Source organism: Streptomyces canus (genome assembly GCF_001514145.1).
GTDB classification, from domain to species: Bacteria; Actinomycetota; Actinomycetes; order Streptomycetales; family Streptomycetaceae; genus Streptomyces; species Streptomyces canus.
In genome coordinates this window covers 640,621-658,992 of sequence record NZ_KQ948658.1, presented here as the reverse complement: position 1 = coordinate 658,992, position 18,372 = coordinate 640,621, and the positions used below count along the sequence as shown (strand labels likewise).

Here is an 18,372-nt window from a genome sequence, read left to right as displayed (position 1 = left end):
GGCCGGTACCGGAGTACTACGTTCCTCCTCCTCGCGGGTGCTATGAGGCGATCGTGCGGAGCACGGCATCGGCCATGCCCTGCTCACCGTGCGCGTTCGGGTGGACGGCGGCGGCCGGGCTGCTGGGCCGGAGGGGCTCTATCCAGCGGGTTTTCTGCGCGGAGCAGGCGTCGTGGCCGACGGACGGGGAGTAGGTGTCGACGTACGTCGCTCCGGCGGCCTCGGCCTGCTCGTGCAGCATGGTGTTGAGCTGCTCCCCCTTGTCGTGCAGGTAGCTCGCGTCGCCGGGCGCGAGGGGGAGCTCCCTGCCGCAGCCCTTCCCTTCGGCGGGCAGGATCGCCGGATAGCCGACGACGTAGACCCGGGCCATCGGCGCGCGCCGTTCGATCTCGGCCAGCGCCGCGGAAAGCCTTCGGCCGGTTGCCTGGATCTTCTGTTTCACTTCGTCGGTGCCGCCGTCGACGTACTGCTTCTCGCAGGGCGCGTCGTCGGAGAAGAGCCTTCCGCTGCCGGTCGCGCGGTACATCGCACCCATCGTGACGCATTTCGTGACCGTCGAGCCGAAGCCGATGTCGTTGCCGCCGATGCCGAGGGTGACCAGTCGCGTCCGCTTCGAGAGGGCCGAGAGCTGGGCGGGGTTGGTGCCGTTGGACGTCTGCTGCGGCGCGGTGAGGGCGGTGATGGTGGCGCCGCTGCAACTGACGTCACGGAAGCCGGCGGCCGGCACGCCGAGTCGGCGTGCCACCAGTGCGGGGTAGTTGTGGTCGGAGCGGTCGCAGCCGGCCGGTGTCCCCGTGCGCCGGGGGATCTTCGGGCCGGAGGTGTAGGAGTCGCCGAGAGCGACGTAGGGCCCCGGCTGCGGTCGCTGGTCCTGGAAGCTGTCGTGGTCGCCGTCCGGCCGACCGATGAGGACGGCGGTGAGCAGCACACCGCAGCTCACGATTCCGGCCAGCGCTGCGCGTGCGTAGGCTCCCATGGGTCTTCTCCTGTCGTCGTGGCGGTGCTGGATGGGGCGAGCACGTGGAGGACGGCGTGGACGGTCCAGCCGCCGTGCGGGTTGGGGCCGGCGGTGATCTCGCCCCGGTAGAGGGCGACGCGCTCGCGCATACCGACCAGGCCCCGGCCGCCGCCGGTCGGGCCACGGCGACCACGTGGGGTGCGGGGTGGGCCGGTGTCCTCGACGGTGAGGCGCACGGTGTCGGGGTCGGCGGCGACGGAGACGTGGACCGAGGTGTCGTGGGAGGCGTACTTGACGGTGTTGGTCAGGGCCTCCTGGACGATGCGGTAGACGGACAGCTGGAGTCCGGGCGCCAGGCCGGTGAGGTCGCCGTGCATGTGCAGGGCGACGGTGGGACCGGCGGCGCGGATCCGGTCGAGCAGCGCGTCGAGGTCGGCGAGGCCGGGCTGCGGGGCGAGTGGGACGCCGTGCGATCCGTCCCGGCCGTCCTGGTCGTCGCCGATGACGGCGAGCAGGCGGCGCAGTTCGGCCAGGGCGTCGCGGCCGCTGACGCCGATGATGCGGAGGGTCTGGGCGCCGCGTTCGGGCTTGGCCTCGGCGAGAGCGGCGGCGCCGTCAGCGAGGCCGACGATGACGGCGAGGGTGTGGCCGAGGATGTCGTGCATCTCGCGGGAGACACGGGCGCGTTCCTGCGCGGTGGCGAGCCGGGCCTGCTGGTCGCGTTGTTTCTTCAGGGCGTCGATGTAGGCGTAGGCCAGCCGCAGGAGCAGGCCCAGTACCGCGAACGCCGTTACGGCGACCATCACCATCAACGTCACGGGCTCCGGACGCGTGACGTACTCCAGCTGCCGGCCGCGCCAGAAGAAGTAGGCCCATGCGACGAGTTGCAGGAGCGTGACGCCGGTGGCGGCCGCCAGTCGGCGTGGGGTGCAGTGACGGCCGACGTTGAAGAGGGCGATCACCCGGGCGAACTCGGCGCCCGTCAGCACGCCGAGAGGAAGAGACACGATCGAGACGGCCGTGGTGAGGGCGAAGACCAGCAGGGGGCGTCGTTCCCGCCACAGCAGCGGGATGCAGAAGGCGAGGACGATCGGCAGTTGGGGGTCGCTGACGTTGTGGGGATTGGCGTAGGCGTCGCTGCCGACCGCGAGGCAGAACACCGGGACCCCCCACCGCCGGACCCAGGGGCGGGCCCGGTCGGCCCGCCGCCACGAGGCGAGCCGGGAGACCACCGACGCGATCACCCGCTGCTCGGGATCGCTCGTCAGGGCCTGGAGGAACTGGCGTTCGTCCGGGTGTGGGTGGGGCGCGGGGGCGCTCGGTGCGGGCACGGGGTGAGCCCTTCGCAGGGTCGGGCCGCCCGCCGACCCGGGGGGATCGGGTCGGCGGGCGGGGCTGGGAAGACGGCCGGTGAGAGCCGGCCACCACGTCAGGAGCCGGTGCGGAAGCCGGTGCTGCGGCTCGCTGTCGTCAACTCCTGCGCAACGGGTTCTTCAGCAGCTTCCTGCGGGCCGGCGCCTGCGGCTCCGTCGCGTCGGCCTGCTGGGCAGGTGCCTGCGTTTCCGTGTCGTCAGAACTGCGGACGCCGGTGAAGACGCGGCGCGCGCCGTGGTCGTCCGAGCCTGCGTGGACGGTAGCGGCGGCACCGGCGAGCACGGGTTCAGGCGCGGAGTCCGGCTGCTCGGCTTCGAGCGCGTGGCGCAGCTTCTCGCCCTCGACGTCCACGTTCGGCAGGATGCGGTCGAGCCACTTCGGCAGGGTCCAGGAGCGGTGGCCGAGCAGGGCCATCACCGCAGGGACGATGGTCATCCGGACGACGAAGGCGTCGAGGAACACGGCGGAGGCGAGCCCCAGGCCGATCGACTTGATCAGAGCGGCGTCGTCGAGGAGGAATCCGGAGAAGACGGAGACCATGATGACCGCGGCCGCGGTGACCACCCGGCCGCTGTGCCGGAAACCCTGCACGATGGCGTGTGTGGGTTCGGCGCCGTGGACGTATTCCTCCCGCATCCGGGAGACGAGGAAGACCTCGTAGTCCATGGCGAGGCCGAACACGACGCCGATCAGCAGGATGGGCAGCAGGCTGACGATGGGTCCGGTCTGGTCGACGCCGAAGAGGTCCTTCAGCCAGCCCCACTGGAAGACCGCGACCAGGACACCGAGGGTCGAGACCACGCTGAGCAGGAAGCCGAGGGCGGCCTTGAGCGGGATCACGATCGACCGGAAGACCAGCAGGAGCAGGACCAGGGCCAGGCCCACGACGATGGCCAGGTAGGGGATGAGGGCGTCGGACAGTTTGGTGCTGACGTCGATGTTGACGGCGGTCAGGCCGGTGACCATCAGGTCGGCGCCGGTGTCCTGGTGCAGGGCGGCGCCCTGGCCGCGGATCTCGCCCACGAGGCTCTTGGTGGCCTCGCTGCTGGGGGCGCTCTTGGGGACGGCGCCGAGCAGGGCCACGTCGCCGGCCTCGTTGAAGGAGGGAGGACGGACAGCGGCGACATCGTCCAGCTTGCTCAGCCTGGTGTACGCGTCCTGGGCGGCGGCCTTGGGGTCGTCGCTGTTCCGGGCGTCGACGACCACGGTGAGCGGGCCGTTGAAACCCGGCCCGAAGCCCTTGCTGAGGGTGTCGTAGGCGATGCGCTGGGTGCTGCCGGGGGGCTTTCCGGAGTCGTCGTTCAGGGCCGTCTGCAGGGACATCGCGGGGATGGCCAGCAGGGCCAGTGCGGCCACCGCGACCGCGAGCACCTTGACCGGGTTGCGGGTGACGAACTTCGCCCAGCGCACGCCCATCGACTCGCCCTCGCCGCGCTCCAGCGCCTTCATACGGCGGGTCTGCATCTTGCCCTTCATGATCCGCGTGCCGGCGAAGCCGAGCATGGCGGGCAGCAAGGTCAGCGCGATGACCACGGCGACGGCCACGGCGAAGGCCGAGGCCAGCCCCATGGAGGTGAGCATGCCGATGCCGATGACGCTCAGGCCGCTCAGCGCGACGATCACGGTCAGGCCGGCGAAGACGACCGCCGAGCCGGCGGTGCCCGCAGCACGTCCGCAGGCTTCCTCGGGTTCGTGGCCGTCGCGGATCTCGTTGCGGTAGCGGGAGACGATGAACAGGGCGTAGTCGATGGCGACGGCCAGGCCCAGCATCAGTGCCAGGGTCGTGGTGGCCGAGGCCAGGTCGAAGAAGTGCGTGGCGAGCGTGACCGACAGGATGGCCGCGGCCACCCCGAGGATCGCGGTGAGCAGGGGCAGGCCGGCCGCGATCATCGAGCCGAAGGTGATCACCAGAACAACGGCGGCGACCCCGACACCGATCAGCTCGGCCGCCTTGCTCGCGGCCTTGTCCTTGACGGCGTTGCCGCCCAGGCTCACCTTCAGGCCGGCCTTCTCGCCCTGCCGGACGACGTCGGTCTGGACGGCGTGGGCCGCGCCGCTGACGTCGGCCTGGGCGACCTTGTAGGACACCTGGACGAAGGCGATCGTGCCGGACTTGCTGACCAGGCCGCCGGCGAAGGGATCGGTGACGCCCGACACCTGCGGCGACTTCTCCAGCTTCGCCACCAGGGACTCGACCTCGGCCTTGTGGGCGGCGGAGGTGAGCTTCTGCCCGCTGGGCGCCTCGAACACCACGCGCGCCGTGGCGCCGTCGGCGGAGGCCTGCGGGAACTCCTTCTGCAGCAGGTCGATCGCCCGCTGCGATTGCGTGCCCGGAACGCTCAGGGCCCCGGAGGACGTGCCGGGCGCACTCATGGCGCCGATGCCGATGGCGGCCAGGACGGCGACCCACAGCATCACGACGACGCGTCGTCGCCGGAACGCCAGCCGGCCGAGCCGATAGAGGAAGGTGGCCACGGATTACTCCCACCAGGAGAAGAGATCATTGGGTGAGCCGGTCCTGACTGACCCGCGATCTCAACGTAGGAGCGGTACCGGGCGACCATCCCGTACCGCGGAACCGAATCCGGTGGGGCCCGCTAGTACCCCAGTACTAATGCGCCTTCGCTCAGCCCTTGACCGCGGAGCTGGCGACGCCCTGGACGAACCAGCGCTGGAAGAACGCGAAGACGATCAGAACGGGCAGGACGAGAAGGACGCCGAAGGCGAGGATCTGGCCCCAGTCCGGGGGCTGTTGGCCCTGGAAGACGCTCATCTCCAGCGGGAGGGGGCGGACGGAGGGGTCGGAGACCATCAGGACCGGCCACAGGAAGGAGCCCCACTGGGTGAGGAAGGTCAGGATCGCGACGGAGGCGAAGACCGGCTTGCTCATCGGGACGATGATCGCGAAGAAGGTGCGCCACGGACCCGCGCCGTCCAGCCGGGCCGCCTCCTCGATGCTCGGCGGGATCGAGCGGAAGAACGTGTGGAACTGGTAGACCGAGAAGGCGTTGGCCACGAACGGGATCGCCTGGATGTAGATCGTGTTGCGCTGCTCGTTGAACATGTAGAACAGCGGCACCGCCAACGACTCGAACGGGACCAGCATCAGCAGCAGGACGAGCGTGAAGACCGCCTCCCTGCCCCGCCACTTCAGCCGTGACATTCCGTACGCCGCCATCGAGTTGACGAACAGGCCACCGGTCACGACCACGAACGCGACGAGCAGGGAAATGCCCATGAACCGCCAGAAGTAGCCGGTGCTGTCGGAGTTCAGGGCGTCGAGGACGTGCGCGTAGTTGTCGAAGGACAGGTGGGTGGGGAGGAAGCCGCTGAGGCCGTTCAGTACTTCACCGGAGGGCTTGAGACTGCCGAGGAGCAGATACAGGACGGGCAGCACGAAGAGGAACGCCAGGACGGCGAGGACGGCGTAGTCGGCGAAGCGGCGCAGGGGCGCGCGGGTGGTGGCCATGGGTGGGGTCAGTCCTCGTTGTCGGGCCGGACGACGCGGCGCTGGATGAGGGTCAGGGCGACGACGATCAGGAAGAAGACGACGGTGATCGCGGACGCCTGACCGATGTTGTTCTGGTCGAAGGCGGTGGTGACGGCCTGGTACATGACCGTCCGGGTGGCGTCCTCGTCGAGACCGCCGCCGTGGATGAGGACGTACACCTGGTCGAAGACCCGGAACGACAGCACCGAGGTGAGCGTGGCGACGAAGACGAGCGTGCCGCGGATACCGGGCAGCGTGACATGCCGGAACTGCTGCCAGGCCGTGGCCCGGTCGAGTTCGGCGGCCTCGTACAGCTCGCCGGGGATCTGCTGGAGGCCGGCCAGCAGGATGACCATCTGGAAGCCGACGCCCTGCCACACCGACAGCACGATCACCGAGGCCATGGCGGTGGCGGAGTCACCGAGCCAGTCGAAGGCACCCCAGTTGCCGAAACTCACCGCGTGCAGCGCGGAGTTGAGCAGGCCCTGGTCGCTGCGGGCGAGGATGAGCCGCCAGATCACGGCGACCAGCGTCATGGGGAAGACGACCGGCATGAAGAAGAGGGAGCGGAACAGGCCGATGGCCTTGAGCTTGCGGTTGAGCAGGATCGCCAGCGCCAGCGCCAGGCCCGTCTGAAGCGGTACGACGACTACGGCGAAGGTCAGGTTGTTCAGCAGGGCCCGCAGGAAGGGGCCCGACAGGTCCGGGTCGGTGAACAGCCGCCGGTACTGCTCCAGGCCGAAGAACGAGGGGGCCAGGGGCGAGCCGAGGCGCACGTTGTAGAAGGAGAGGACGACGGCGTAGCCGAACGGGACGCCGACGAAGGCGACGAGCCCGGCGACGGCGGGGGCGGACATCAGCAGTCCGTGCAGCCAGTCACGGTTCCGGGGCCTGTTCCGGGTCCCGGAAGGAGTGGAACGGGCGGTTCTCACGGCGGTCATGGGCGGGCTGTGCTCCCGGTCGGGGGCCGCGGCGGGCGCGGGGTCCAAGGGGTCCACTGGTTCCACTGTCTTCACGGGTGGGTCCTGTTCCCGGCGCGGCGGGCAGCGTCTGCGCGTACCCGCCGCGGCCGACACGGTCCTACGGGATCTTGTATCCGGCGTTGTCGGAGAAGTCCTGGTCGATGGCGCGGGCCGCCTTGGCCAGCGCGCTCTTCGGGTCGGCGCCGCCGTAGATCGAGTTCAGGGCGTCGCTGAACTTGGCGGTGACCGTGGGGTATCCGGCCGTGACCGGGCGGGTGACGGCGACGCAGGACTTGGTGATGTCGCTGTCGCCGCAGGGTTTGGCGAGCTGGTCGGCGAAGAGCTGGAGCGGGCCGCCCTTCTTGTAGAGGGTGCTGGCGGCGAGCGCGGTCTTCGTCGCGGGCGGGGCGCCGTTGGCCGTCGTCATGGCGGTGACATTGGTGTCGTTCATGAGGTAGTCGAGGAAGGCGCCGGCCGCCTTGGCGTTCTTGGTGTTGGCGCCGATGCCCCAGGCCCACGAACCCTGGCCCGCCTTGGGGCCGTTGCCGAAGTCGGGCAGCGGCAGGACGACGAGGTCGCTGCCGAGGGCCTCGCTGTAGGCGGGGTACATCCAGTGGCCGACCCAGCTGAGGGCGACGCGGCCCTTGGCGAAGGCGTTGCCGTCGGTGTTGGGGTCGGTGTAGGTCTTCCAGGACTGGAAGGTCTTCATGGCCGAGACCACGGCCGGGGTGTCGAGGGCGCCCTCGGCCTTGCCGTCCTTGAGCAGGGAGCCGCCGGCGGACCAGACGATCGGGGCGAAGCCGTAGGTGCCCCACTCGTTGGACAGGCCGTTGTTCTCCTGCAGGTCGAGGACCTTGCCGTCGGAGTCCTTGGCCTTCAGCACCTTGAGTGCGGCAGTGAACTGAGCAGCCGTCCAGTCGTCGGACAGGCCCGTCGGGTACTTCACACCGGCCGCGTCCAGCAGCTTCTTGTTGCCGTAGACGCCGAGCCCGGAGTCGTACATGCCCAGGCCGTAGTGCTTGCCGTCGATCTCGCCCTGCGCCTTGCTCGCGGCGGTGGCGTTGCTCAGGGTCTTGGCGGAGACGTACGAGTCGATCGCGGCGAGCTTCTTGTTGTAGACGAAGTTCGCCATGGTCGGGCCGTCGAACTCCATCACGTCCGGCAGCTGGGAGGCGTCGGTGGCCGTGATGGTCTTGGTGTAGTCGTTGCCGGGTATGAGCTTCAGCTCGACCTTGATCCCGCTCTGTGAGGAGTTGAAGGACTTCACCGCGTTCTGCAGGGCGGTGTCCTCGCTCTTCTGGCCCTGGTGGGCCCAGACACTGATCGTGCCCTTGCCGCTGCCCGCGTCGGCGGAGGTGCCACCGCTGCCGCCGCCACAGGCGGCCAGGGCGGCGAGGGGCAGGACGAGGGCGAGGCTCGTACAGGCCGTGCGGCGGTACCTTCTGCTGGTCGAGCTCATGGATGTGCCTCCGTGCGGTGCGAGGGTTTCGACGTGCGCTGGTGCTTTCCGGCGTGGGGCGTGGGGGACCTCGGGGCCTGAAGGCCGCGGAGGGGTCACTGGGGTCCGCGCGGGCGCGGCGGGGCGGTCGTCTCGCGCAGGACGAGACGGATGGGCATCTGCACGTGCCCGGGTGCCTCGGCTCCCGGCTCGTCGAGCTGCCGCAGCAGCAGCCGGGCGGCCTCGGCGCCCTGGCCGGCCACCGGCTGGGCGACGGTGGTCAGTCCGATCACGTCGGCGAGCTCGTGATCGTCGAAGCCGACGACGGACACGTCGTCCGGCACCTTCAGCCGGTGCCGTCGCAGGGCCCGCAGCGCGCCCATCGCCATCTCGTCGGACTGGGCGAACACCGCCGTCGGCGGCCGGGAGGCGGCCAGCAGTTCGGTCATGGCCCGCTCGCCGCCCTCGACGGTGTAGTCGCCGTCCGCCTCCAGGGCCGGATCGTGCTCGATCCCGGCTTCGGCCAGCACGTCCAGGTACGCCTGGCGTCGTGCGATGGGCGTGGTCCAGTGCTGCGGCCCGCTCGACCCGCTGATCATGCCGATCCGGCGGTGGCCGAGGTTCACCAGATGCCGTACGGCGCTCTCCGTGCCGGCCCGGTCGTCGATGCCGACCACGGTGAAGCCGGGCCGGGCGCCGCCCACCGTGCTGGCCAGCGGCACCCCGAGGGAACGCAGTGCGGCCGACTCCTCGTCGTCGGGAATGAGCAGCGACAGCAGCGCGTCCACCCGCTTGCGGACCGGCAGCTTGGTGAAGAAGCGCTTGCGTGTCTCCGGCGAGCCCAGGTTGTACAGCAGGACGTCGTACCCGGCGGCGCTGAACACGTGCTCGGCGGAGTCCAGCACCGTGCCGAAGAACCAGCGGCCCACGTAGGGGACCACGACGCCGATGGTGTAGGTGCGCCCGCTCGCCAGGCTGGACGCCGACTGGGACGCCGTGTAGCCGAGCTGCGCGGCGACGGCCGTGATCTGGGCGCGCACCTCGTCGGACACCCCCTGCCGGCCGCGCAGGGCGCGGGACACGGTGGACGCCGAGACTCCGGCGGCGCGGGCGACATCGGTGATGCTGACGGTCACAGCGCATTTCTCCCGTCGGTTTCACGTCGGTGTGATCTGGGGGTGACGTGACCGTAAACCCGGCCCTCTTGTTGCGCAAGCGTTTGCGTTCAGTTTTACTGGGGCCGATTCTCAAGCGAGACCTTCTGGATCACTGGTCAGCGCATGCGTTTGCGCGCTGCGAGCCGACAGGAACTGTGCATGCGATACGCCCCGCCCGGCCTCTGCGTGAACGACTTCGCCCTGCTCCGCGACGACGACGGCAGCTACGCGGTGCTGCATCTGCAGGGCCCGTGGACGGCCGAGTTCGACCATCTGAGGATGGAGACGTCGTACGGCAGGGCCACGTCCACCGATCTGGTCCACTGGAAGCCGGAGGGCACCGCCTTCGGCAATGGCCTGCCCGGCCGCTTCGACCAGCAGGCGGTGTGGACCATGCACCCCTTCCGCCACGGCAGCGGCATGGCGATGTTCTACACGGGCGTTTCCGGCCTCACCCCCGACGGCTCGCCGCTCCAGTCGGTCGGGCTGGCCTACTCGGACCGCACGGACGGCACCGGCTGGCGGCGCCACGGCACCGGACCGGTCGTCGAGGCGGACGCGCGGTGGTACCGCACCGGCGAACGCATGGGCTGGCGCGACCCGTTCGTCGTACGCGACGACGAGTCGGACGGCTGGGTCATGGTGGTCTGCGCCGCCGACGCCTCCCTGCCGGTCGAGCTCAGCGGCTGTGTGGCCTGGGCGACTTCGGACGACCTGGAGCACTGGACCGTGCAGCCCCCGCTCATCTCACCCGGCGACGTGGACGAGTTGGAGTGCCCGGTCCTGGAACGCCTCGACGACGGCAGCTGGTTGCTGATCGGCTCGATCGGCGCGACGCGCGGCTTCGAGGCATGGACGGCGCCCCGGCTGCGCGGTCCCTGGACCCGCCGTGGCCCGCTGGGCCCGACCGGCTCCTACGCCCCTCGGGTCATCGCCGCTCCCGACGGCTCTCGGGTCGTGCTGCACACCACCCCGCGCCGAGTCGGCCTCACCGACTCCGGCGAGCGCTGCCGGGGGATGCTCGCGCAGCCCAAGTCCCTTGTGGTGCCGGAGGATTCGGCACCTCGCCTGGAGTGGTGGCCGGGCCTGGACGGCCGGCTGGGCGAGGAGACCCAGGAGCCGGTGCTGCACGCGGTCGGCGACGTGGACGTCTCCGGGCGGATCGAGATCACCCTGCGGACCGGAGACGACGGCCGGCCCGCCCTGGCCGTCGGGTGCGACGGCAAGAACCTCTGGATCACCGGCCCAGGGGGCAGCCGGCTCGGCGAGTCCGACCTGGCCGAGCCCGCCGCCACCCTGCGCATCCTCACCATCGGGGAGTACGTCGAGGTGTACGCCGACGGCGTCTTCGTCCTGACCGGCCTGTGCTACTCGGGTCGCCCCGCCCCCTGGACGGTGGTGGCGGAAGGACGTACCCGTACCCTCCCCGTCCGCCCGGTCCGCCTGCCCGATCCCGACCGTGACGACGCCTCGGCCGTCTGGCCCGGACCGGCATCGACCTGAAAGGCACGCCATGAAAGCGCCGTCCGGCGGTCACCCCTTCCCCGACGGCTTCCTGTGGGGAGCCTCCACCGCCGCCCACCAGATCGAGGGCAACAACGTGGGCAGCGACTGGTGGCACCGGGAGCACGAAGCGGACAGCACCCTCCCGGAGCCGAGCGGTGATGCCTGCGACAGTTATCACCGCTGGCGCGAGGACATGGACCTGCTCGCCGAACTGGGCTTCACCGACTACCGGTTCAGCATCGAGTGGGCCCGCATCGAACCCGCCCCCGGCCGGTTCTCCAAGGCCGAGATCGCGCACTACCGGCGCATGGTCGAGGGTGCCCTCGAACGAGGTCTGCGGCCCATGGTCACCCTCCACCACTTCACCGTGCCGCATTGGTTCGCCGAGCGGGGCGGCTGGACCGCCGAGGACGCGACCGACCTGTTCGCACGCTACGTACGGGCGACCGCGCCGATCATCGGCACCGGCGTCCGGCACGTGTGCACGATCAACGAGCCGAACATGATCGCCCTCGCGGCCGCCTTCCGTGAACTGGGCACCGAAGTGGCACCGGTCGCCGGCATCCCGCTCCTCGACAAGCCGACCACGGACGCGCTGATCCGGGCCCACCACAGGGCTCGGGCCGCGGTGAAGTCGATCTCCTCCGACCTCCAGGTCGGCTGGTCGATCGCCAACCAGGTCTACCAGGCCGAGCCGGGCGCCGAAGCGGTCACCGCCGCCTACAGCCATCCCCGCGAGGACGTCTTCATCGAGGCGGCCCGTGGCGACGACTGGATCGGCGTGCAGTCCTACACAAGGACCAGGATCGGCGTCGACGGCCCCGTCGCCGCCCCGGAGGACGCCGAGCGCACTCTCACCGGCTGGGAGTACTACCCCGAGGCCATCGGCCACGCGCTGCGCCACACCGCCGGCATCGTCGGCGACGTCCCACTGATCGTCACCGAGAACGGCATCGCCACCGCCGACGACAACCGGCGGGTCGACTACTACACGGGAGCCCTGTCCGCGGTGGCCGCCGCCCTGGAGGACGGCCTCGACATCCGCGGCTACCTGGCCTGGAGCGCCCTCGACAACTACGAGTGGGGTTCCTACACACCCACTTTCGGCCTCATCGCCGTAGACCCCGACACGTTCGCCCGGACACCGAAGCCGTCCGCGACCTGGCTCGGCGACTTCGGCCGAACCCGCGTTCTTCCATGCGTCGCCTTCTGACCTCGTGGTGGTCACGGCTCAGGGCCGGCGCATCAGTGCAGGTCAGCCCCGCGGTCCCGCGCCGTGCAGCAGGGTGTCGATGACGAGCGTGGCCAGCGCGTCCGGGTCCTGCGCGGCTGGATCCTGCGCGGCGCCGGGCCTGTCGAGGGCTTCGCTCAGGAGGGCGTAGTACACCTGCCGCGTCCAGTCCAGGTCCGCGTCCGGGGCGAGCAGTCCCTCCCGCTGCGCCCGGTTCAGGAGTCCGACGGTGCGGGTGTCGATCTCCTCCCAGAGGGCGGCCGCGGCGGCGGTGTGCGGTGTGGAGTGGCTGAGGGTGAAGCGCCAGGTGTCCTTGACCCGCAGGACGTTCGCGGTCACCCGGTACAGCGCCACCAGAGCGGGAGCGGCATCGGGCCGGGCTTCCTCGATGGCGTCGACGAGCTGCTGCTTCGCGGAGACGGCGAGCGCCTCCAGCAGTGCCTGCCGGTTCGCGAACCGGCGGTGGACGGTGATCCTCGTCAGCCCTGCCGCCTCGGCGATCTGCTCCATGGAAGCACCGGCGTCCTGGGCGAGGACCCGCTCGGCCGCCTCCAGAATCGCGCGCACACTGCGCTCGGCATCTGCCCGCAGTGCTCGGCCCATGTCTGTCTCCTGTCTGGTTCACTACCCGGGGTCCCTGTAGAGGATACGTGAACGCTACGGGTACCTCGTTAATTGATTCTCCAATGTTGCAACTATAGATATATTTGACACGTTCGTGATACGAGTGGAGCTCCCCTTTGACAGACCGCGCCGTGCGCCGACGCCGTCAGGCCTTGTTCCTCTTCTTCTTTCTCCCTGGCATCGCCCTGTCGTCCTGGGTCACGCGCACCCCGGATGTCCGCGACCAACTGGGCCTGTCCACCGGGCAGATGGGTCTGGTCCTGTTCGGTCTGTCCGTCGGTTCCATGATCGGCATCCTGTGTTCCGGCCGTTTCGTGTCCCGGTTCGGCACCCGGCCGGTGATCGCGCTCGGCACGCTGCTGATCATCGTGGGCACGGCCGTCATCGGTGCGGGCAGCGCGGTGCCGTCGGCATCGCTGGTCGCCGTGGGCCTGTGCCTGTTCGGCGCGGGCATGGGCGGGGGCGAGGTGGCGGTCAACGTGGACGGCGCCGACGTGGAGCGCATCACCGGGACCGCGGTGCTGCCCACGCTGCACGGCTGCTTCAGCCTGGGCACGGTCATCGGGGGGTCGGCCGGAATGGCGGCCACCGCCGCCGACGTCCCCGTCTCCTGGCATCTGGCCGTGGTCGCCCTGGTCGCGACGGGGATTCTGGTCCACGCCATGCGTGCCGTTCCCGTCGGCATCGGCATCAGCGCCGCGCCGTCGACACCGGCTCCCGGTCCCGGCCCGGATCCCGGCCCCGATCCGGCGCGACGACCCGGGCCGCAGGTATGGAAGGACCGGAAGCTGCTGCTCATCGGCGCCATCGTGCTGGCCATGGCGCTGGCCGAGGGCGCCGCCAACGACTGGCTGCCGCTGCTCATGGTCGACGGCCACGGCCTTGACGCCGCGATGGGCTCGCTCGTCTACGTGGGGTTCGCGGCGGCGATGACCCTGGGACGCTTCAGCGGCACATACTTCCTCGGCCGTTTCGGGCGGGCCGCCGTCGTACGCGCGAGTGCCGTCTCCGGTGCTGTCGGGCTCCTCTTGGTCATCTTCTCCGACAACGCCCTCGTCGCGGCAACAGCCGTACTCTTCTGGGGACTTGGGGCCTCTCTCGGCTTCCCGGTGGCTCTGTCGGCGGCGGGCGACTCCGGCCCCGACCAGACCGCCCGCGTCTCGCTGGTCGCCATCATCGGCTACGTCGCCTTCCTCGTGGGGCCGCCCGCCCTCGGGTTCCTGGGCGACCACTATGGGCTGCGCTCGGCCATGGTGGTGGTCCTGATGTTCGTCGCCTCCGCCATCCTCATCGCTCCCGCCGCCGACACCCGTGGCCGCGCCACCGCCACGGCGGACGCACCTCACCCCGCGCCGCCCAGCGCGAATCCCGCAGGCCAACACCGAGAAGACCGCTCATGAGCCCGAGGTAGCGCCCGGCGCGACCGTCGTCCCCCTCGACTTCCACAACGGTCTCGCCGAGCCGCGCCGCACCAGCAACAGTGCGCAGGACCTCGCCCAGGCGACACACCAGGGGCGCCGGCCTGCAACGCATCGCAGGGAGTAACCAGCGTGCGCCCGGCGGCAGTTGCACGAGCCCCGGCCGGGTGCTCCAAGCTCCCCGTGACGACAGGCCCCCGGGCCCCGCTCACCAGCCTTGCCCTTTGCAGGAGATACGTCAGCGCTACGGATACCTGACTAATTGATGCTTCACTGTTGCTGCTACCGAGAAACCTGATACATTAGTGAAACCGATTGAGAGGATGGCCGGAAGCGGCCCCTCCACGGCAAGGCAATCGCCGACCCCACGACTCAGGAGTCCGAAAATGGCAACGACAACACGACCGGTAGCCCTCGTCACGGGCGCCTCCTCCGGCATCGGAAAGGCAGCCGCGCTCGCCCTGGCCGCGGCGGGCCACGACGTCGTCGGCACCAGCCGCAACACCGCGCACGTCGGCCCTCTGAAGGGCGTGACCTTCCTCGACCTCGACGTGACCAGCGACGCTTCGGTGACCGCCGCGGTCGACACGGTGATCGACCGGTTCGGGCGGATCGACGTCCTGGTCAACAACGCCGGCATCGGCTCGGCGGGCGCCGCCGAGGAGAGCTCCGCCGCCCAGGCACAGGGCCTCTTCGACATCAACGTCTTCGGCGTGATCCGCATGACCAACGCCGTCCTGCCGCACATGCGCGCCCGGCGCAGCGGACGGATCATCAACCTCTCGTCCATCGTCGGCTTCATGCCGCAGCCCTACATGGCCGTCTACGCCGCCTCCAAGCACGCCGTCGAGGGCTACTCGGAGTCCGTCGACCACGAGGTCCGCGAGTACGGCGTACGGTCCCTGCTCGTCGAGCCCGCCTGGACCAACACCGCGTTCGACGCGGCCAGCGTGCGGCCCGACCGGCCCCTGGACGTCTACGCCGAGCAGCGCCACGTCTTCGAGGAGTACATGGCCGGTGCGGTCAAGGACGGCGACGACCCCGCCGTCGTGGCCAAGGAGATCGTCGCGGCGGCGACCGACGCCAAGCCGAAACTGCGCTACACCGCCGGCGCCATGACCGGACGCGTCCGCACCATGCGCCGCATCGTCCCCGCCCGCATGTTCGACCAGCAGCTGCGCAAGCTCAACCGGCTGCCCGCCTGACGCCCGTCCCTCGCACGAGAAGGCGAAGCTCGCCATGAGCACCTACCTGGCAGACGCGGCCGAGGACCTGACCGTCGAAGGTCCCTCCGCGACGTTCACCTATCGCCGCATCGGCCCGCGGGGCGGCATCCCACTCGTCCTGCTGAACCGGGTCCGCGGGACCCTCGACTGGTGGGACCCGGAGTTCCTGGACCACCTCGCCGCCGCCCACGACGTGATCGTGTTCGACAACGTCGGCACCGGTTACACCACCGGCACCCCGCGCGACTCGGTCGAGGGGATGGCCGAAGGCACCGTCGAGTTCATCGAGGCCCTCGGCCTGCCGCAGGTGGATCTGCTCGGCTGGACGCTGGGCGGCACCGTCGCCCAGCACCTCGCCCGCACCCGGCCCGACCTGGTCCGCAAGCTGGTCGTGGCGGCCGCCAACCCCGGCGGCACGGTGCCCGGCTCTCCCGACCCGGACCCCAAGGTACGGGCCACCATGACCAAGCCCGAAGTCACCGGGGACGACCTGGTGTTCCTGTTCTTCCCCGGGACGGACACCGGCCGCGCCGCCGGGTACGAGCACCTCGCGAGGGTGGCCACCCGGCTGGCCACCGGACGCCCCGACGTGTCCCAGGCGGCGGCCATGGGCCAGATCGCCGCGATCCAGAAGGACGCGGCGATCCCCTTCGAGCAGGTGCGAGCGGATCTGAAGTCCGTCAAGCAGCGCGTCCTGTACGCCACCGGCATCCAGGACGCGATGATCCCCGCCCTGGCCTCGTACACCGCCGTCCAGCACCTCACCGACGCCACCCTCGTCGCCTACAGCGACGCCGGCCACGCCTTCCTCTTCCAGCACGCCAAGGACTTCGGCGCCCAGGTGACGGCCTTCCTCGCCGACTGAGCAACGTCGTGAAACCGTTCCACCAGGAGGTTCGTCGTGGAGTCGACCAGCGTTCCGGCGCGCCGCGAGGTCACCCCGCTGGAATTGTTCTTCGACCTGGTCTACGTCTTCGCCATCGGCCAGCTGTCGCATCAGCTGCTGGCCCACCCGACGTGGACCGGCGCCGCCCAGACGCTCGTGCTCTACCTCGCCGTCTACGCGGCGTGGGCGTACACCACCTGGGCGGTCACCCTCGTCCCGGCCGAGGACCCGCGGACCCGGCGGATGCTGCTGGCGGTCATGTTCGTCGGGCTGTTCATGAACGCCGCGATCCCGCGGGCCTTCGGCGACGCCGGGTGGGTCTTCGTCGCCACGTTCCTGCTGATCCACCTCGGCCGGACGGTATGGCTGCTCACGGTCGGCCTCGACCGGGTGAACCAGGAGCATTTCCGCCGCGTCCTGGTCTGGTTCGTCGCCCCCGCCCCCCTGTGGGTGACCGGCGCTGCGGTCGACGGCGGCGCACGGCCGGCATGGTGGGCCGCGGCGCTCCTGATCGAGTTGGCGGGCACCTGGACGGCGCATCCGCTCCCCGGCCGCCGTCTGGAGTCGCGCCGGGTCGGCTTCGCCGCTGGGCACCTGCTGGAGCGCGGACGCCTGTTCGTGATCATCGCGTTGGGTGAGACGGTCATGACCACCGGCACCGCGCTCACCGCGGCACCGTACGAGCCGATGACCCTGTTGACCGGCGGTGTGGCGCTCACCGGCACGGTCGCGCTGTTCTGGCTGTTCTTCAGCCGCTCCGAGCGCGTCGTACGCCACTTCCAGAGGACCGAGGACCCGATGCGGGCCGCGCGCAGCGGCGTCATCAGCCTCATGGCCTCGGTCGCCGGGCTGATCGCGGTGGCCGTGGCCGACGAACGCGTCATCGCCCATCCCCTGGAACACGCCGGTGTCACCACGAACTTGCTGCTGTTCGGCGGACCGGCCCTCTATCTCGTCCCCCAGGCATGGCACGGGGCAACCCTGTTCGACGACCTGCTCTGGTCACGGCTGCTCGCGCTGTCCGCTCTGGTCATCGGCTGCGCGGTCACGACGACGGCCCCGGCATACCTGTCGGCCCTCATCGCCGCCGCCATTGTCGTCGCCCTGGCCGTGTTCGAAGAGCGCCGTCCGGCGGGGGACGCGCGCGCGAGGCCGATCCCCTCAGGCCCCCTGGTCGCCGACAGGAATTGAGACCGGCGCGCCTTCCTCATTCACCCTGTTCACCCCCATTCACCGGAAGGCTTTCATGGGCATGTACGCCGGTACCGTCACCGTCACCGGAGCCGGCCGGGGCCTTCGCCGGGCGCGGGCGGCCAGGTCCAAGGGCGGGGCGCCATGACCGAGGCCGGCGTGCTGGTCTGTGACGACCAGGAGTTGATGCGGGTCGGACTGCGCATGGTGGTGGACGGCCAGCCGGATCTCACGGTCGTCGGCGAGGCCGGGGACGGCGAGGCGGCCGTGGCACAGGCACTCACGCTCCGCCCCGACCTCGTCCTCATGGGGGTGCGGCTGCCACGCCTGGACGGCATCTCGGCCACCGCGCAGTTGCGCACCGCTCTGCCCGACACGCGCGTGCTCGTCCTCACCGCGTGCGACCGCGACGAGTACGCCTACGCGGCCCTGCGTGCGGGAGCGAGTGGTTTCCTCGTCAAGGACACACCGACCGCCGAGTTGCTCATCGCCATCCGCGGTGTGCTGCGCGGCGACGCGGTGATCGCCCCGTCGGTGACCCGGCGGTTGATCGACCGCTACGTCACGGGCGCCGTCGCTCCCCTCACCGACAAACGCCTCGACGTACTCTCCGACCGCGAGCGTGAGGTGCTGGGTCTGGTCGCCCGCGGGCTGAACAACGCGGAGATCGCCGGGAAGCTGTTCCTCGGCGAGACCACGGTCAAGACCCACGTGGCCCGTATCCTCGCCAAACTACGCGTCCGCGACCGTATAGAGGCCGTCGTCGTGGCCTACGAGAGCGGACTGGTTCGCCCTGGCGGATGACCCCGACGGGCGCTCGGGATGGTTTCCGACGACAGTGCCGCTGCCTAGCTTTCAGGCGTGTCGATCATGCGGGAGTTCCTTCGCCGCCCTCGGAGTTCACCGGCGTC

General features: G+C 70.3%; 15 protein-coding genes. 7 read left to right on the top strand and 8 right to left on the bottom strand.

Annotated features, from left to right (window positions below; all coding sequences use genetic code 11):
- Positions 1-40 precede the first annotated feature (40 nt).
- From AQJ46_RS12385 to AQJ46_RS12355, 7 genes are all read right to left on the bottom strand, one after another.
- Positions 41-976, bottom strand: coding sequence for an SGNH/GDSL hydrolase family protein (locus tag AQJ46_RS12385; protein WP_059205606.1), 936 nt, complete (start codon positions 974-976; stop codon positions 41-43).
- On the bottom strand, positions 937-2,289 hold the full coding sequence (locus AQJ46_RS12380; RefSeq protein WP_059205605.1) for a sensor histidine kinase: 1,353 nt from the start codon (positions 2,287-2,289) through the stop codon (positions 937-939). Before AQJ46_RS12380 ends, AQJ46_RS12385 begins: the two co-directional genes overlap by 40 nt.
- 139 nt (positions 2,290-2,428) lie before the next feature.
- Positions 2,429-4,807 (bottom strand): MMPL family transporter, encoded by a 2,379-nt coding sequence (locus AQJ46_RS12375; RefSeq protein WP_059205604.1) that lies wholly within the window; start codon positions 4,805-4,807, stop codon positions 2,429-2,431.
- A 151-nt stretch (positions 4,808-4,958) separates the two neighbouring features.
- Positions 4,959-5,801 carry a carbohydrate ABC transporter permease gene (locus AQJ46_RS12370; RefSeq protein WP_107117248.1) on the bottom strand — a complete coding sequence of 281 codons (843 nt, stop codon included), beginning with the start codon at positions 5,799-5,801 and terminating at the stop codon, positions 4,959-4,961.
- A gap of 8 nt (positions 5,802-5,809) precedes the next feature.
- Positions 5,810-6,763 carry a carbohydrate ABC transporter permease gene (locus AQJ46_RS12365; protein WP_107117247.1) on the bottom strand — a complete coding sequence of 318 codons (954 nt, stop codon included), beginning with the start codon at positions 6,761-6,763 and terminating at the stop codon, positions 5,810-5,812.
- 139 nt (positions 6,764-6,902) lie between these two features.
- Positions 6,903-8,243 carry an ABC transporter substrate-binding protein gene (locus AQJ46_RS12360; RefSeq protein WP_059205602.1) on the bottom strand — a complete coding sequence of 447 codons (1,341 nt, stop codon included), beginning with the start codon at positions 8,241-8,243 and terminating at the stop codon, positions 6,903-6,905.
- 95 nt (positions 8,244-8,338) lie between these two features.
- Positions 8,339-9,358: a LacI family DNA-binding transcriptional regulator gene (locus AQJ46_RS12355; RefSeq protein WP_059205601.1), complete on the bottom strand. Its 1,020-nt coding sequence runs from the start codon at positions 9,356-9,358 to the stop codon at positions 8,339-8,341.
- A gap of 180 nt (positions 9,359-9,538) precedes the next feature.
- Here AQJ46_RS12355 and AQJ46_RS12350 point away from each other — a divergent pair, with 180 nt between their 5' ends.
- Positions 9,539-10,882 carry a glycoside hydrolase family protein gene (locus AQJ46_RS12350; RefSeq protein ID WP_059205600.1) on the top strand — a complete coding sequence of 448 codons (1,344 nt, stop codon included), beginning with the start codon at positions 9,539-9,541 and terminating at the stop codon, positions 10,880-10,882.
- Positions 10,883-10,892: 10 nt separating this feature from the next.
- Complete coding sequence (locus AQJ46_RS12345; RefSeq protein WP_059205599.1) at positions 10,893-12,098, top strand: glycoside hydrolase family 1 protein; 1,206 nt, start codon at positions 10,893-10,895, stop codon at positions 12,096-12,098.
- Between the two features lie 42 nt (positions 12,099-12,140).
- On the opposite strand, the gene AQJ46_RS12340 is transcribed toward AQJ46_RS12345, so the two are convergent.
- A complete protein-coding gene (locus AQJ46_RS12340) occupies positions 12,141-12,719 on the bottom strand; it encodes a TetR/AcrR family transcriptional regulator (protein ID WP_057615548.1) in 579 nt (192 codons plus the stop codon).
- A 137-nt stretch (positions 12,720-12,856) separates the two neighbouring features.
- Between AQJ46_RS12340 and AQJ46_RS12335 the strand changes: the two genes are divergently transcribed.
- The 5 genes from AQJ46_RS12335 to AQJ46_RS12315 all read left to right on the top strand — a co-directional run bounded on the left by AQJ46_RS12335 (position 12,857) and on the right by AQJ46_RS12315 (position 18,265).
- Positions 12,857-14,140: an MFS transporter gene (locus tag AQJ46_RS12335; RefSeq protein ID WP_059205598.1), complete on the top strand. Its 1,284-nt coding sequence runs from the start codon at positions 12,857-12,859 to the stop codon at positions 14,138-14,140.
- 404 nt (positions 14,141-14,544) lie between these two features.
- Positions 14,545-15,363 (top strand): oxidoreductase, encoded by an 819-nt coding sequence (locus tag AQJ46_RS12330; protein WP_059205597.1) that lies wholly within the window; start codon positions 14,545-14,547, stop codon positions 15,361-15,363.
- Between the two features lie 34 nt (positions 15,364-15,397).
- Entirely contained in the window at positions 15,398-16,249 is an 852-nt protein-coding gene (locus AQJ46_RS12325; RefSeq protein ID WP_059205596.1) for an alpha/beta fold hydrolase, read from the top strand.
- 36 nt (positions 16,250-16,285) lie between these two features.
- Positions 16,286-17,461 carry a low temperature requirement protein A gene (locus AQJ46_RS12320; RefSeq protein WP_059205595.1) on the top strand — a complete coding sequence of 392 codons (1,176 nt, stop codon included), beginning with the start codon at positions 16,286-16,288 and terminating at the stop codon, positions 17,459-17,461.
- A gap of 144 nt (positions 17,462-17,605) precedes the next feature.
- Positions 17,606-18,265, top strand: a complete 660-nt coding sequence (locus AQJ46_RS12315; protein WP_059205594.1) for a response regulator — start codon at positions 17,606-17,608, stop codon at positions 18,263-18,265.
- Positions 18,266-18,372: the final 107 nt, after the last annotated feature.